Source organism: Priestia veravalensis (genome assembly GCF_001457055.1).
Classification (GTDB): domain Bacteria; phylum Bacillota; class Bacilli; order Bacillales; family Bacillaceae_H; genus Priestia; species Priestia flexa.
Genome location: NZ_KQ758647.1, coordinates 36,090 through 50,773, shown reverse-complemented (window position 1 = coordinate 50,773; position 14,684 = coordinate 36,090). Strand labels below are relative to the sequence as shown.

General features: G+C 35.6%; 15 protein-coding genes. 12 read left to right on the top strand and 3 right to left on the bottom strand.

Translation table 11 applies throughout. The annotated features are described in order from the left end of the window. A partial coding sequence (locus AS180_RS10420) for a transposase (RefSeq protein ID WP_139109167.1) occupies positions 1 to 185 on the top strand: 185 nt, incomplete at its 5' end. Between the two features lie 105 nt (positions 186 to 290). On the opposite strand, the gene dnaN is transcribed toward AS180_RS10420, so the two are convergent. Further along, positions 291 to 1,427, bottom strand: a complete 1,137-nt coding sequence (dnaN, locus tag AS180_RS10415; protein WP_062686788.1) for a DNA polymerase III subunit beta — start codon at positions 1,425 to 1,427, stop codon at positions 291 to 293. A 193-nt stretch (positions 1,428 to 1,620) separates the two neighbouring features. Next, a complete protein-coding gene (dnaA, locus tag AS180_RS10410; protein WP_025907869.1) occupies positions 1,621 to 2,964 on the bottom strand; it encodes a chromosomal replication initiator protein DnaA in 1,344 nt (447 codons plus the stop codon). 748 nt (positions 2,965 to 3,712) lie between these two features. On the opposite strand from dnaA, the gene rpmH reads away from it, so the two are divergent. The 10 genes from rpmH (at position 3,713) to AS180_RS10360 (ending at position 12,905) form a co-directional block, all read left to right on the top strand. Further along, positions 3,713 to 3,847: a 50S ribosomal protein L34 gene (gene rpmH / locus AS180_RS10405; RefSeq protein WP_025907870.1), complete on the top strand. Its 135-nt coding sequence runs from the start codon at positions 3,713 to 3,715 to the stop codon at positions 3,845 to 3,847. Positions 3,848 to 3,958: 111 nt separating this feature from the next. Next, positions 3,959 to 4,339, top strand: coding sequence for a ribonuclease P protein component (gene rnpA / locus AS180_RS10400; protein WP_025907871.1), 381 nt, complete (start codon positions 3,959 to 3,961; stop codon positions 4,337 to 4,339). 87 nt (positions 4,340 to 4,426) lie between these two features. Continuing rightward, positions 4,427 to 5,197 carry a YidC family membrane integrase SpoIIIJ gene (gene spoIIIJ, locus AS180_RS10395; protein ID WP_062686787.1) on the top strand — a complete coding sequence of 257 codons (771 nt, stop codon included), beginning with the start codon at positions 4,427 to 4,429 and terminating at the stop codon, positions 5,195 to 5,197. Further along, entirely contained in the window at positions 5,194 to 5,841 is a 648-nt protein-coding gene (gene jag, locus AS180_RS10390) for an RNA-binding cell elongation regulator Jag/EloR (protein ID WP_062686786.1), read from the top strand. The genes spoIIIJ and jag overlap by 4 nt, the downstream gene beginning before the upstream one ends. A gap of 266 nt (positions 5,842 to 6,107) precedes the next feature. Further along, entirely contained in the window at positions 6,108 to 7,496 is a 1,389-nt protein-coding gene (gene mnmE / locus AS180_RS10385) for a tRNA uridine-5-carboxymethylaminomethyl(34) synthesis GTPase MnmE (protein ID WP_062686785.1), read from the top strand. Between the two features lie 26 nt (positions 7,497 to 7,522). Continuing rightward, positions 7,523 to 9,412 (top strand): tRNA uridine-5-carboxymethylaminomethyl(34) synthesis enzyme MnmG, encoded by a 1,890-nt coding sequence (mnmG, locus tag AS180_RS10380; RefSeq protein WP_025907875.1) that lies wholly within the window; start codon positions 7,523 to 7,525, stop codon positions 9,410 to 9,412. A 27-nt stretch (positions 9,413 to 9,439) separates the two neighbouring features. Then, positions 9,440 to 10,156 (top strand): 16S rRNA (guanine(527)-N(7))-methyltransferase RsmG, encoded by a 717-nt coding sequence (rsmG, locus tag AS180_RS10375; protein ID WP_062686784.1) that lies wholly within the window; start codon positions 9,440 to 9,442, stop codon positions 10,154 to 10,156. Positions 10,157 to 10,299: 143 nt separating this feature from the next. Beyond that, positions 10,300 to 11,175 carry a nucleoid occlusion protein gene (gene noc, locus AS180_RS10370; RefSeq protein ID WP_025907877.1) on the top strand — a complete coding sequence of 292 codons (876 nt, stop codon included), beginning with the start codon at positions 10,300 to 10,302 and terminating at the stop codon, positions 11,173 to 11,175. A 109-nt stretch (positions 11,176 to 11,284) separates the two neighbouring features. After that, a complete protein-coding gene (locus AS180_RS10365) occupies positions 11,285 to 12,058 on the top strand; it encodes a ParA family protein (RefSeq protein ID WP_025907878.1) in 774 nt (257 codons plus the stop codon). Then, complete coding sequence (locus AS180_RS10360; protein ID WP_025907879.1) at positions 12,039 to 12,905, top strand: ParB/RepB/Spo0J family partition protein; 867 nt, start codon at positions 12,039 to 12,041, stop codon at positions 12,903 to 12,905. The genes AS180_RS10365 and AS180_RS10360 overlap by 20 nt, the downstream gene beginning before the upstream one ends. A 31-nt stretch (positions 12,906 to 12,936) precedes the next feature. Here AS180_RS10360 and yyaC read toward each other — a convergent pair whose 3' ends face one another. Then, positions 12,937 to 13,557 (bottom strand): spore protease YyaC, encoded by a 621-nt coding sequence (yyaC, locus tag AS180_RS10355; protein ID WP_025907880.1) that lies wholly within the window; start codon positions 13,555 to 13,557, stop codon positions 12,937 to 12,939. An 84-nt stretch (positions 13,558 to 13,641) separates the two neighbouring features. Here yyaC and AS180_RS10350 point away from each other — a divergent pair, with 84 nt between their 5' ends. Beyond that, a complete protein-coding gene (locus tag AS180_RS10350; RefSeq protein ID WP_062686783.1) occupies positions 13,642 to 14,658 on the top strand; it encodes a YkvI family membrane protein in 1,017 nt (338 codons plus the stop codon). Positions 14,659 to 14,684 lie beyond the last annotated feature (26 nt).

The following is a 14,684-nucleotide window of genomic DNA, read 5'->3' as shown; positions in this document are numbered from 1 at the left end:
TTTCGGAAGAAGAAACGGCTAAAATTTATCGTCAACGTAAAATGGACGTGGAGCCAGTTTTTGGATTCTTGAAGGCTAATTTAGGTTTCACACGATTTTCTGTTCGTGGGAAATCCAAAGTCGAAAACGAAACCGGCCTCGCACTAATGGCCGTGAATATACGAAAATATGTGGCAAGGGGGTGAGATCTTGCCTTTATATCTTTAAAATAATTGAAAAAAGGCGAAGTCGCACCGGCGACTTCACCTTTTTTCGATTATAGAGACCTTTTGTCCCAGCCTCTTTCAACATCAATATGTTCTAACCGGCAGAATTAGCTGTAGCATTGAGTCATTCTCTAATGTTCGAATAACAAATGGACGCATTGCTCCGGTAAAGTTAATTTTAATATCTGTACCTTCAAGGGCTTTTAATGCATCAAGCATATACTTTGCACTAAACGAAATCTTTAAATCTTCTCCCACAATTGATTCACTTTGAACTTCTTCAATAACTTTACCGATTTCTGGAGAATTTGATGAGATTTCAATAATCCCGTCTGGTAAAGTTGATAGTTTTACTACGTTATTACGTCCTTCTCTCGCTAAAAGCGAAGCACGATCAATAGACTGAAGAAACTCTTTAACGTTTAAAACAACGTCTGTCTTACTGTCAGCTGGGATAAGACGAGAAGTATCTGGGTAATTCCCATCTAGTAGACGTGAGAAGAACAGAAGATGTTTCGTTTTAAATAAAACTTGATTTTCAGTCATAACAATATCAACCAGTTCATTGGAATCATCTAGAATTTTACTAAATTCATTTAAACTTTTTCCTGGAATAACAACATTGTAAGAAACATCATGTTCAGATTGAATATTTGCTTTACGCAAGGCTAAACGGTGGCTATCTGTTGCAATACACGTTAGTGCTTTGCCTTCCACTTTCCAGTTTACACCTGTCAAGATAGGGCGTGTTTCTGAGGTGGACACAGCAAAGACAGTTTGTCGAATCATGTTTTTAAGTAAATCTGTAGGAATTCTAAATACGTTATTTTCTTCGATTTGTGGTAGATGTGGATACTCTTCAGCATCTAAACCATTTAAATTAAACTCTGCTTTTCCAGAACGAATAATTGTTAAAAACAAATTTTGAACATCTAGCTCTACAACTTCTTTTGGCAATTTCTTTACGATTTCACTGAAGAAACGAGCAGGTAAAACGACACTTCCTGTCTTCTCTATTTCTACAATTTCTTTTCCATCTTCTTCTTTTGGGATAAATGATTCAATGGAGATATCAGAATCGCTTCCAGTAAGAGTCACTCCTTCTTCTGTTGTAACAATTTTAATTCCTGTCAAAATAGGGATCGTTGTCCGAGATGAAACAGCCTTCATTACATCTTGAACACTTTGAACTAGGTAGTCTTTTTGAATTTTACATTTCATGAAATCCTTCCTCCTTTTTATTTTAAAAGTCGGTTTAAACAGCTTATTAATTTATTATAAAAAAAAGTAGTAGTAGTAATAGGGCGTGTGGAAATGTGGATAACCCCTTAAAACGCCAGTACACAGCCTATCCACCTGTGGACAGACTGTGTACAATCCTATCTCACTTATACACAAAAAACAAGAGAAAAAATTAGATCTTTAAAGAGTCACTGATTTCTTTAATATGTTTTTGGAGCTGTGAATCAGTTTGAACCAACTTTGAAATCTTTTCATGAGCATGGATAACCGTGGTGTGGTCTCTTCCCCCAAATTCTTCGCCAATCTTTGGTAATGAGAAGTCTGTGAGCTCACGAGATAGATACATTGCAATCTGTCTTGGAAATGCTACAGATTTTGTGCGTTTCTTGGCTTTGAAGTCTTCAAGCTTTACATTAAACTGCTGTCCGACTATTTGTTGGATATCTTGAATGGTAATAATTTTTGGCTTTGAACTCGGAATAATATCTTTTAAAGCTTCAGCAGCCAAGTCTGCATTGATATCTTTATTAATTAATGAGGAGTATGCTACTACACGGATTAAAGCACCCTCTAATTCACGGATGTTTGAGTCGATTTGATTAGCAATATAAAGCATTACTTCATTAGGAATTACTAACCCATCAGCTTTTGCTTTTTTACGTAAAATAGCAATCCTCGTTTCAAGATCTGGTGGCGTAATGTCTGTAATCAAACCCCATTCAAACCTAGAGCGAAGACGATCTTCTAAAGTTGGTATCTCTTTTGGTGGTCTATCGCTTGAAATAACAATTTGTTTACTTTCTTCATGTAACGTATTAAACGTATGGAAAAATTCTTCTTGAGTTTGTTCTTTACCAGCTAAAAATTGAATATCATCTATAAGTAAAACGTCGACATTTCTATACTTATTACGAAACTCCACCGCTTTGTTGTCACGAATTGAGTTAATAAATTCATTGGTGAATTTCTCAGAAGATAGGTATACAACTTTTGCATCTGGATTATGATCAAGCACATAGTGACCTATTGCGTGCATGAGGTGGGTTTTTCCAAGCCCTACTCCCCCATAAATAAAAAGTGGATTGTAAGCTTTGGCTGGTGCTTCTGCAACTGCTAAGGAAGCAGCATGAGCAAAGCGGTTACCAGAACCAATAACAAAAGTATCAAACGTGTATTTGGAATTAAGCATACTTTGTGGGAATTCGTGTCCATCTTCTTTGCTTACATTCTTTTTAGGAGGAGTTAAATCAAACTCTTCTTCAGATTGATTTAAAGGGATAATAAATTTTACATCTAGTTCTTCCCCGGTCAAATCGTACAATGTTTCAGCAATTAAGTTAGAATACCTAGACTCTAGCCAATCTCTGGCAAAGTCATTGGGCGCTGTGATAATAAGTGTATCACCTTGTAGAGCGTGAGCTTTTGTTGATTTTAACCATGTTTCAAAACTTGGTTTACTCAACTTCTTTTCAATTTCAGCTAATGCTCCGTTCCATAAATCATGAATATTTTCCAAAGAAGTCAGCCTCCTTTTCCATTAAAATAACGACTTGTACAAGTTTTGTACAAGTGACAAAAAACGTTTATGCATAAAAAGTTTATATTTATTCAATTGCTATTATGTGGGTAAATATATATTATAGAAGAAAAGCAACTATTCGACATATTCCACATGTTGTGGATAACAGTTCATAACAAGGGTGGAAAACATGTCCACAACTTTTCCACAATATGTGGATAACAATGATATGTGGAAAAGTAATTAAGAGTGAAAACAAAAATATAATATCAAAGAATAACGGTTGTTGCAACGGATTTTCGAAACTTATCCACAATCACTACACCTTGTGGAGTAAAGTTTTCCACAACACAAGATGATGTGTACCACTTGTAGATAAGCAAAGTGGATTGTTAAATTTGTCGAAAAAACTTATCCACAGTACAAAAAACGACTTTTTATGAATAAAATCTTAGAAAAATGTCGTAGTTCTGTTTAAGGGGTTAAAAATGAGGAAGAGATTGAGTTGATCGGTAGTTTAAGTAGAGATAGAGATCTGTCTATAAAAAAGAAGAAGGAAAGTATCGATTTTCTATGGACAAGTAGACGGCAACAATATTACAATGGAGAAGATTTTAAGAAGAATGTTGAGAAGGATTTAGAAAAAGCATTTATTATTTTATAAATAACATTGCAATTTCTACTTATTTTCATTATAATTGTTAGGACTGTCTTTTTCAGTTATTCCTCGAGGAGGTGTTTATAGATGAAAAGAACTTACCAACCAAACAGACGTAAGCGTAGTAAGGTACACGGTTTCCGCTCTCGTATGAGCTCAGCAAACGGACGTAAAGTTTTAGCTCGTCGTCGTCGTAAAGGAAGAAAAGTATTATCAGCATAATAGACCACTGAGACGTCAGTGGTCTTTTTTTCACTTAATGGACAAGTTTGCCTCTAATCCTTTATGGAATTCATGGTGGAAACGTGCCTGAAAAAGGGTAGGAGTGTTAAAATGAAAAAAAAATACCGGATCAAGAAAAATGAAGAGTTTCAAAAGGTTTTTCAAAAAGGACATTCATTTGCGAACCGTCAATTTGTTATATATGTACTAGATCAACCAGAACTTCAGCATTTCCGTGTGGGTTTTTCCGTCGGTAAAAAAATTGGAAACGCTGTTACTCGAAATCGAGTGAAGCGACTAGCTCGTCAGGTCATGTTTGAAATTGCACCATATCTCAAACAAGATAAAGACTATATTGTGATAGCTAGAAAGCCAGCAGCAGAGATGGAATATGAAGAAGTTAAAAAAAGTTTACAGCATGTATTTAAAAGAGCAAAGCTTTATCAGCATAGGCTCAATAGTTCACGAACTGAGGAAAAGAACTCACAATAAATGTTGTTTTTCTACTATATCCTTATATAATGGTGTTTGACAAGCTCTCAGTTTTGGGAGTTGGAACTTATTAAAGGAGGAGCAAAGGTGAGAAAGAAAGTTTTACTAGGAATTACACTTGCCTTTCTTTTGACGGTTTTGGCTGGATGTACGGAAATTAATCAGCCGATTACTGCTGATAGCAAAGGTTTTTGGAATGAGTATGTCGTTTATCCGCTTTCTATGGTAATTGTATACTTTGCGAATTTACTTGGTAGCTACGGTTTTGCCATCGTTATTGTTACTATTCTAATTCGATTATTAATTTTACCTTTAATGGTTAAACAAATGAAAAATACAAAAGCAATGCAGGTTTTGCAACCTGAAATGCAAAAGTTAAAGGAAAAGTATAGCTCAAAAGATGCAAAAACTCAGCAAAAGTTACAGCAAGAGACGATGCAGCTTTTCCAAAAGTACAATGTAAACCCTTTAGCGGGTTGTTTTCCAATCTTAATTCAGATGCCTATTTTAATTGGTATCTTCCATGCTATTACTAGAACGGAAGAGATTGCAAATAACAGCTTTTTATGGTTTGATTTAGGGTCACGTGATCCGTATTTTGCATTACCAATCATTGCGGGTATTACAACATTTATTCAGCAGAAAATGATGATGGCAGGAAATGCAAATCAGAATCCTCAAATGGCAATGCTTCTATGGTTAATGCCAATCATGATTGTAGTCTTTGCAATTAACTTTCCGGCAGCTCTATCATTATACTGGGTTGTGGGAAATATCTTTATGATTGTACAGACGTACTTCATCAAAGGACCAGACTTAAAAGCAAGTTCTCCTGCCTCTCAAGGAGCTAAAAAATGAAAGATATAACGGTAACAGCTCCAACTGTTGAGGAAGCGGTCAATCAAGCTCTTTCAAAATTAAATATTTCAAAAGAAAAAGCAGAGATTACCATTATTGAACAAGGTAAGAAAGGTTTTTTAGGAATTTTTAAAGGGAAGCCTTTTGTTGTTCATGTAAAGAAAATAATAGATCCTGTTGAAGAAGCTGTAGCATATATTAACGATGTGACAGCGCAAATGGGAATTGAAACAGCAATTGAAGTGAAAAAAACCTCAAGACAATGTGAAATTCATATTTCAAGCTCTTCAATTGGTCTATTAATCGGTAAGCGTGGACAAACGATTAACGCGCTCCAGCTTTTAACACAACTGGTAGCAAACCGTTATAGCAAACATTATTTTAAAATTACTTTGAATGCAGAGAATTACCGTGAGAGAAGAGAAGAAACGCTGGTTCAGTTAGCAGAAAAAATGGCCCATCAAGTACTACGTACAAATCGATCAGTGCAGTTGGAAACTATGCCTGCACATGAGCGAAAAGTTATTCATCAAGCACTTGCTAAGAATAAAAAAGTAGGGACTTTATCTGTTGGAGAAGAACCAAAGCGATGTGTACTCATGCGTCCTGCACATTCAGTCTTTAAAAGTACTAATCACAAGTGATTAGTACTTTTTTTATGTTTAAAAAACAAAAACGAAAGATAGCAATTGTTATTCACATGTGGATAAGTTAAAATAATACGTACTGTTTATTTTGAGATTGTGCATAACTACTATTCATTTTTTTATTGATTGAATTGTGGTATCCTAGTTAGTTGATTGCCTTAATTTTAATAAGGCATGTTTTTGTTTTTATAAAAATGTGAACGATAGTAAAAAATCGTTTTAATAATAGTATAACTAGTCCAAAGGGATGAGGTGAAACTCAAATGTTAGATTTTGATACTATTGCTGCAATTTCTACTCCAATGGGAGAAGGAGCAATTGCGATTGTAAGATTAAGTGGAGAAGAAGCCGTAAGTATTGCAGATCGTATTTTTAAGAGTGTTTCAAATAAAAGCTTAAATGAAGTACCTTCTCATACCATTCATTATGGTCATATCGTTGATCCTAAAAATGGACAAACGATTGAAGAGGTGATGCTTTCTATTATGAAAGGCCCTAAAACGTTTACGAGAGAAGACATTATTGAGATTAACTGCCATGGTGGAATTGTTTCAGTTAATCGTGTGTTACAGCTTGTTTTGGCAAATGGTGCACGCCTGGCAGAACCAGGAGAGTTTACCAAACGTGCTTTTTTAAATGGTCGTATTGATTTATCACAGGCGGAAGCTGTTATGGATTTAATTCGTGCTAAAACAGATAAAGCGATGAATGTAGCGATTGGACAGATGGAAGGTCGACTTTCTAATTTAATCCGCCGTTTACGTCAAGAAATCCTTGAAACGCTTGCTCATGTGGAAGTAAATATTGATTATCCTGAATATGATGATGTGGAAGAAATGACACATCGTGTATTAATTGAAAAAGCTACTCGAGTTCGAAATGAGATTGATAATCTTCTACAAACATCTCAGCAAGGTAAAATTTTGCGTGAAGGCTTAGCAACAGTGATTGTAGGTCGTCCAAACGTTGGAAAATCTTCGCTATTGAATAGCTTAGTTCAAGACACTAAGGCAATTGTAACGGACATTCCTGGAACTACCCGCGATGTAATTGAGGAATATGTCAATGTTCGTGGTGTACCTCTACGACTGGTAGATACAGCTGGAATTCGTGAAACAGAAGATATTGTTGAGCGAATTGGAGTAGAGCGTTCAAGACAATATTTAAAAGAAGCGGATTTAATCTTACTTGTTCTCAATTACAATGAGGAATTAACAGCTGAAGATCGTAAGCTGTTTGAAGCAGTTAAAGGAATGGACTACATTGTCATTGTTAATAAGACGGACTTAGAACAAAAGTTAGATATGGAAGAAGTAAAAAATCTTGCTGGAAGTCGTTCAGTTGTCACAACTTCCTTGTTGCAAGAACAAGGGATTTCAGAGCTAGAAGAAGCTATTTCTTCTTTGTTCTTTATGGGAACAATTGAATCACAAGATTTAACGTATTTATCAAACACAAGACATATTGCATTATTAGCACAAGCTCAAAACGCAATCAATGAAGCAATTGAAGGTATTGAAAGCGGAATTCCAATTGATATTGTTCAAATTGATTTAACAAGAACGTGGGAGCTCCTTGGAGAAATTATTGGTGATGCTGTACATGAAAGTTTAATTGATCAGTTATTTTCTCAATTTTGTCTTGGAAAATAAAAAATTGTTAAAAGGAGGTTATTCTTATGCATTATGAAGGTGGACAATATGATGTGATTGTTGTTGGAGCTGGCCATGCCGGGTGTGAAGCTGCACTAGCATCTGCAAGAATGGGCGCAAAAACATTAGCTTTAACAATTAATTTAGATATGGTTGCATTCATGCCGTGTAATCCATCTGTAGGTGGTCCGGCAAAAGGAATTGTAGTAAGAGAGATTGATGCACTTGGTGGAGAAATGGGACGAAATATTGATAAAACGCACATTCAAATGAGAATGTTGAATACAGGTAAAGGTCCCGCTGTACGAGCTTTACGAGCACAAGCAGATAAATTCGCTTATCAACATGAAATGAAAAAAACACTTGAAAATGAAAAGAATCTAACACTTGTTCAAGGGATGGTTGAAAAATTAATCGTTGAAGATGGTGTTTGTACAGGAGTAGTGACACAAACAGGAGCGGAATATAAAGCAAAAACAGTTGTTATTACAACGGGTACGTTCCTTCGTGGAGAAATTATTTTAGGGGAACTGAAGTATTCAAGTGGTCCTAATAATCAACAGCCGGCTATTAAGTTATCGGAACACTTAGAAGAGATTGGTTTAGAGATGGTACGCTTTAAAACAGGTACTCCTCCGCGTGTTAACAGCCAGACGATTGATTACAGTAAAACGGAGATTCAGCCTGGTGATGATGTGCCACGCGCTTTTTCATATGAAACAACACAATTTATTATGGATCAACTACCTTGTTGGTTAACATATACAAGTGAAACAACTCATCAAATTATTGACGATAACCTTCACTTATCACCGATGTATTCTGGAATGATTAAAGGGACAGGTCCACGTTATTGTCCTTCAATTGAAGATAAGGTTGTTCGCTTTAATGATAAACCACGCCATCAAATTTTCTTAGAGCCTGAAGGCCGCCACACTCAAGAAGTTTATGTACAAGGTTTATCAACAAGCTTACCAGAACATGTTCAACGTAAGATGCTTGAAACAATTCCTGGGTTAGAAAAAGCTCAGTTAATGCGTGCTGGTTATGCGATTGAGTACGATGCTATTGTACCAACACAACTATGGCCAACATTAGAAACAAAACAAGTGAAAAACCTTTATACAGCAGGTCAAATTAATGGAACATCTGGTTATGAAGAAGCGGCGGGTCAGGGTCTGCTTGCTGGTATTAATGCTGGTTGTCGCGCTTTAGGTAAGGAAGAGCTAATTTTAGGTCGAGCAGATGCTTACATTGGGGTTTTAATCGATGATTTAGTAACAAAGGGTACAAATGAACCTTATCGTTTATTAACATCACGCGCAGAATATCGTTTACTTCTCCGCCATGATAATGCAGATTTACGCTTAACGGATGTTGGATATAAAATCGGTCTAATTAGCGAAGAGCGCTATGCTTCTTTCCAAGCTAAAAAGGCAGAGATTGAAGCTGAAAAAAATCGTCTGCATGCTGCAATCATTAAGCCGAATGAACACGTACAAAGCGTAATTAGAAGCGCAGGTGGTAGTGAATTAAAAGACGGTATTCGTGCCCTTGAGCTGCTAAGAAGACCAGAGATGACATATGATCATATTAGCCAACTTGTCCCTGCAGAAACGGAAATTCATCCAGAAGTAGCTGAGCAGGTTGAAATTCAAACGAAGTATGAAGGTTATATCCAAAAATCATTGCAGCAAGTCGAACGTTTGAAGAAATTAGAAAACAAAAAAATTCCGGATTTAATTGATTATGATGCTATTCATGGTTTAGCTAACGAAGCGCGTCAGAAATTAAAAGAAGTACGGCCTCTAACAGTAGCCCAAGCATCACGTATTTCCGGAGTTAACCCAGCAGATATTTCAATTCTTCTGGTTTATATCGAACAAGGTAAAATTGCAAAAGTTTCAAACGACTAATCTATTTGTAAAAGAAAGGGTAACGCGATGAATATTTCACAGTTTCAACAGTTGCTAGAGGAGAAAGGAATTACTCTTTCTTCCTCTCAGCTGGATCAATTTGAACGTTACTATAAAATTCTCGTTGAGTGGAATGAAAAAATGAACTTAACAGCTATTACAGAACATGGTGAAGTGTATGAAAAGCATTTCTATGATTCTGTATCAGCAGCTTTCTTTCAAGATTTTCATTCTATTGAGAGTGTTTGTGATGTAGGAGCGGGTGCTGGTTTTCCAAGTATTCCATTAAAAATCTGCTTCCCTCATCTTCACGTTACAATTGTGGACTCGTTAAAAAAACGAATTACATTTTTAACACATTTAACGGAAGAGCTAGGTCTTGAAAATGTGTCACTTTATCATGATCGAGCAGAGGAGTTTGGAAAAAAAGCAGGAATTCGTGAATCTTTTGACTTAGTAACAGCTAGAGCTGTAGCGCGTATTTCAGTTTTAAATGAATTGTGCCTACCTCTTGTAAAGGAAAACGGTCGATTCATTGCAATGAAGGGATCTTCTGCACCCGATGAATTAAAAAATGGTGAAAAATCTTTTAAAGTGTTAGGTGGAAAAGTGCAAAAAATTGAACATTTCCAGTTGCCATTTGAACAAAGTGAGCGTTATATTGTTTTAGTAGACAAAGTAACAAAAACGCCAAAGAAATATCCAAGAAAACCAGGAATGCCTATTAAATCACCACTCGAATAAGTGGGATAAAAGGCACTCTAATGTAAAGAATGTTTCTTAAGAAACATTCTTTACATTAACATTTTCCTAGAGCAAAGAAGGATATTAACGACAAATATCGAATTAGTTTTAAGGCGGGATTTTCCTGAAGGTGGTGTAGGATTATGAAATCTGCTTTTTCACGTTTTTTTAATTTAAAAGAAAAAGATGAAGCTATCTCGGTAGCCTCAGAAAAACCTCAAATTGAAAATGTCGAAAAAGTTTTAAAAGATGAAGTAAAGCAAATTTTGGTTTCAAGTATTACTCCCAATCGCTATCAGCCACGTACGGTTTTTAATCAATCTAAAATAGAAGAGCTGGCACTTACTATTCATACACATGGTATTATACAACCAATTGTTGTTCGACCAGTCGGTGATAATGAGTATGAGTTAATTGCTGGTGAGCGTCGCTGGCGAGCAGTTCAGTCACTTGGTTGGGAAAGAGTTCCTGCTATTATAAAAGATTTTAATGATACTGAGACAGCGTCAGTAGCATTAATTGAAAATTTACAAAGAGAAGAGTTAACAGCGATTGAAGAGGCATTAGCCTATGCGAAATTATTAGAGTTACATAATCTTACGCAAGAAGCGCTTGCTCAGCGACTAGGCAAAGGCCAATCAACGATTGCGAATAAACTTCGATTATTAAAACTTCCTTCTCTTGTACAAGACGCTATTAAACAAAAACTAATTACAGAAAGACATGCACGAGCACTTATTCCTCTTAAAAATGAAGAAAAGCAACTTCAGCTTTTGAATGACATTATAGAGGGTAAGCTTAATGTTAAACAAACGGAAGAACGTGTAGCTAAATTATTGGAAACACAGGTGAAAAAGCCACGGGCAAAACGAAAAGCATTTAGTAAAGATACTCGTATTGCTATGAACACAATTCGTCAGTCTTTAACAATGGTTAATGATAGTGGAATTAAGTTGAATACAGAAGAAGAGGAATTTGAGGAGTACTATCAGTTTACGATTAAAATTCCAAAGAAATAAAGATTAAAATAATCCTCATCCGTTTACGATGAGGCTTTTTTATAATTAGTCTAAGCACTAAATGAAAGTAAGAACAATAATTGGATAGGAAATGAAAGCAGGTGACAACTTGGGGAAAATAGTGGCGGTTGCTAATCAAAAAGGTGGAGTTGGAAAAACGACTACTGCTGTCAATCTAGGTGCATGTTTAGCGCATCATGGTCAAAAAGTACTGTTAGTAGATGGTGATCCGCAAGGAAACGCAACAAGCGGTGTAGGAATTGAAAAAGCAGATGTAGATGCTTGTGTCTATAATGTTGTTGTAGAAGATATGGATACAAAGCAGGTCATTTGTCCAACAGCTGTTGAAAACTTATCAATTATCCCTGCAACAATTCAATTAGCAGGTGCAGAAATTGAGCTTGTTTCAACTATTTCCAGGGAAGTACGCTTAAAAAGGGCATTAGAAACAGTGAAAGATCAATATGATTATATTATTATTGATTGCCCCCCTTCTTTAGGTTTATTGACATTAAACGCCTTAACAGCAGCAGACTCAGTATTGATTCCTGTTCAGTGTGAATATTATGCGTTAGAAGGTCTAAGTCAGCTACTCAACACAGTAAGATTAGTACAAAAACATTTAAATCATCACCTTCGAATTGAAGGTGTCCTATTAACAATGTTAGATGCACGCACAAATTTAGGACTCCAAGTTACTGCTGAGGTAAAAAAGTATTTCCAAGAACGTGTTTACCAAACGATTATTCCAAGAAATGTTCGTCTTAGTGAAGCACCTAGCCATGGTGCACCAGTTATTTTATATGATGCAAAGTCTAGAGGGGCTGCGGTATACATGGAACTTGCGAAGGAAGTGATATATAATGGCGAAAGGATTAGGTAAAGGGATTAATGCCTTATTTTCAGGGTTAGATACACAAGCTACTGATTCGATTCAGGATATCGATATCAACGAACTAAGGCCAAACCCTTATCAACCGCGTAAAACGTTCCAGCAAGAAGCAATCGAGGAGTTAAGGCAGTCCATTTTACACCATGGCATTCTACAACCGATTGTTGCTAGAAGAAGTATTAAGGGATATGAGATTCTAGCTGGAGAACGTAGATTTAGAGCAGCAAAAGAAGCGAATTTAACAACCGTTCCTGTTATTGTAAAAGATTTTTCGGAAAAGCAAATGATGGAGCTAGCACTGCTTGAGAATCTACAGCGTGAGGACTTAACTCCAATTGAAGAAGCAATGGCCTATCACCTTCTTATTGAAAAACTTGATATGACACAAGAGCAATTAGCAGCTCGCTTAGGAAAAAGTCGACCGCATATTGCGAATTATTTACGCTTGTTACAGCTTCCAGAAGAAGTACAAATGCTTATTTCAAGTAACGAAATTTCAATGGGACACGGCCGTACATTAGCCGGATTAAAAAACAAATCATTACTTCCAAAAGTAATTGAAAAAATAAAAAAAGAGCATTTAAATGTTCGACAATTAGAAGTTTATGTATCACAGCTCAACCAATCTGTTTCACGTGAAACAGATAAAGAAAAAGCTAAAAAAACAAAAGATATTTTTATTAAAGAAAATGAAACAAAGTTGAGAGAAAAGCTAGGTACTCCCGTAAATATTACGAGAAACAAAAAAAAGGGAAAGATTGAAATTGAATTCTTTACTCAAGATGATTTAAATCGTCTATTAGAGTTATTAGAACATATTTCAATTGATCAAAAATAAAAAGGTTGTCCTAATTATTAGGACAACCTTTTTATTTTTCATATTCTAATCGATAGCTATGAGATGACAAGGAAACAGATGGTCCTCTACTGGTTTGGTAAGCATATTGAATACTAGTAGCAATTAATTCCGCAATGCTCATTACTAAATAAAGCCTTGTATTTTGTAGTACAAAAAACTCCATAAAACCGCTAACATTTACAATCCCAGTCATATGAATATCACCTACAGGAGGTAACTCTTTATTGACGCCTGCCCCAGGCTTTACCGGCCCTATTCCTAATGAAACAGATCCTACGCTCTTCATCCTTCCTAAACAAGCATCAATGCCTATGATAAAAGGATTATCAAATTCTTTCTGAATGATTTTTAAAGTATCTTTTAAATTTATAGCATGAATGGGGTCTTTTAATGTGCCGTATATATGAAAATGAGAAAGGCTTTTTTCTTTTAATTTCGTACCTACTAATGGTCCTAATGAATCTCCAGTTGAGCGGTCTGTTCCGATACAAACAATCACGACCGGTCTAGCAGGATCAGTTGGAAGTAACAGTCCTAGCTGTTTGCTTAATTGTTGAGCAGCAAATTCTTCATCATGGAAAATGCGAATTGAACGTGATGTTTTCTCAAAGAAGGAGGATTTTAGATTCATAGGTTCCACTCCTTATACATAATAGTAACAGTATACGAAGATTCTTAACATTCTATACATACATTTCGCTTAAAGGAGGAATTTATGTTGAAGCAGGGCTTTAAATGGATGTTTCTTATTTTAGGTACAATTATTGGAGCGGGCTATGCATCTGGAAGAGAACTTTGGCAATTTTTTGGCGAAGAAAGTGGACTGGCTCTGCTTTTGTTTACTGTTATCTTCATTATTTGCTGCAACGTGATTATGAGTATTAGTTTTCAATTGAAAACTAATCAATTTTATCCATTACTTATTGAAGTGTTTGGAAAAAGGTGGGCGTTTCTTTATGATAGCTTAATCATTTTTTACTTATTTTCAACAACAGTTATTATGATTGCAGGTGGAGGTGCTACGTTAGAAACATTTCAGCTTCCTTATTGGTTGGGAATTATGACCTTTAGCTTGTTAATTATTCTTGTGTTTATTAAAGGTATTCAAGGAATGCTTTCGATTAATTCTTACATTATGCCTGTACTCGTTATTGGTTTAATTAGCGTCCTTCTTTTCTTTATTTTAAAAAGTCAGCATGTTTTGGACATTGACTGGCATCATCAGCACAATTGGTCTTCAGGATTTACTTTTACGGCTTTAAATATCCTCCCTCTCGTTGCAGTTCTCACAACCATTGGAAATGAGATTGAAACAAAAGTAGAGATTCATATCGCTTCCATTGGAAGTGGTTTGTTAATTGGTGGTTTATCCTTTGTTTATAATGAATCACTTTTACAGGTTTCAGATTTGTTACCAGATTATGAAATTCCGTTATTTGCTATAATGAAAAGTTTCCCGTTTTTTATGCTAATCATTATGAGTGTATTATTATTAGTTGCTATCTATACAACAGCGGTATCGGGGATACTAGGTTTAACAACTAGGTTTCGTAGGAGTGAAAATACTGCGTTATGGAAAATGGCAATTATATTTGTCATCATTATGATTCCATTTACAAAGCTAGGTTTTTCTAAGTTAATTGCTGTTCTATACCCGTTATATGGTATGGTTAATCTATTCTTATTAGCGGCTTTACTAATTTATCCGATACGAAATATCTACAAAAATTAAATAAAACTTGCTAAAATAAACTAAAA

What these genes read in the sequence shown, in the direction of transcription:
- yyaC (WP_025907880.1), bottom strand. Translation starts at nt 13,557, where the DNA reads ATGAATCTAAAATCCTCCTTCTTTGAGAAAACATCACGTTCAATTCGC.
- rpmH (WP_025907870.1), top strand. Translation starts at nt 3,713, where the DNA reads ATGAAAAGAACTTACCAACCAAACAGACGTAAGCGTAGTAAGGTACAC.
- rsmG (WP_062686784.1), top strand. Translation starts at nt 9,440, where the DNA reads ATGAATATTTCACAGTTTCAACAGTTGCTAGAGGAGAAAGGAATTACT.
- AS180_RS10350 (WP_062686783.1), top strand. Translation starts at nt 13,642, where the DNA reads ATGTTGAAGCAGGGCTTTAAATGGATGTTTCTTATTTTAGGTACAATT.
- noc (WP_025907877.1), top strand. Translation starts at nt 10,300, where the DNA reads ATGAAATCTGCTTTTTCACGTTTTTTTAATTTAAAAGAAAAAGATGAA.
- mnmG (WP_025907875.1), top strand. Translation starts at nt 7,523, where the DNA reads ATGCATTATGAAGGTGGACAATATGATGTGATTGTTGTTGGAGCTGGC.
- jag (WP_062686786.1), top strand. Translation starts at nt 5,194, where the DNA reads ATGAAAGATATAACGGTAACAGCTCCAACTGTTGAGGAAGCGGTCAAT.
- rnpA (WP_025907871.1), top strand. Translation starts at nt 3,959, where the DNA reads ATGAAAAAAAAATACCGGATCAAGAAAAATGAAGAGTTTCAAAAGGTT.
- AS180_RS10360 (WP_025907879.1), top strand. Translation starts at nt 12,039, where the DNA reads ATGGCGAAAGGATTAGGTAAAGGGATTAATGCCTTATTTTCAGGGTTA.
- mnmE (WP_062686785.1), top strand. Translation starts at nt 6,108, where the DNA reads ATGTTAGATTTTGATACTATTGCTGCAATTTCTACTCCAATGGGAGAA.
- dnaN (WP_062686788.1), bottom strand. Translation starts at nt 1,427, where the DNA reads ATGAAATGTAAAATTCAAAAAGACTACCTAGTTCAAAGTGTTCAAGAT.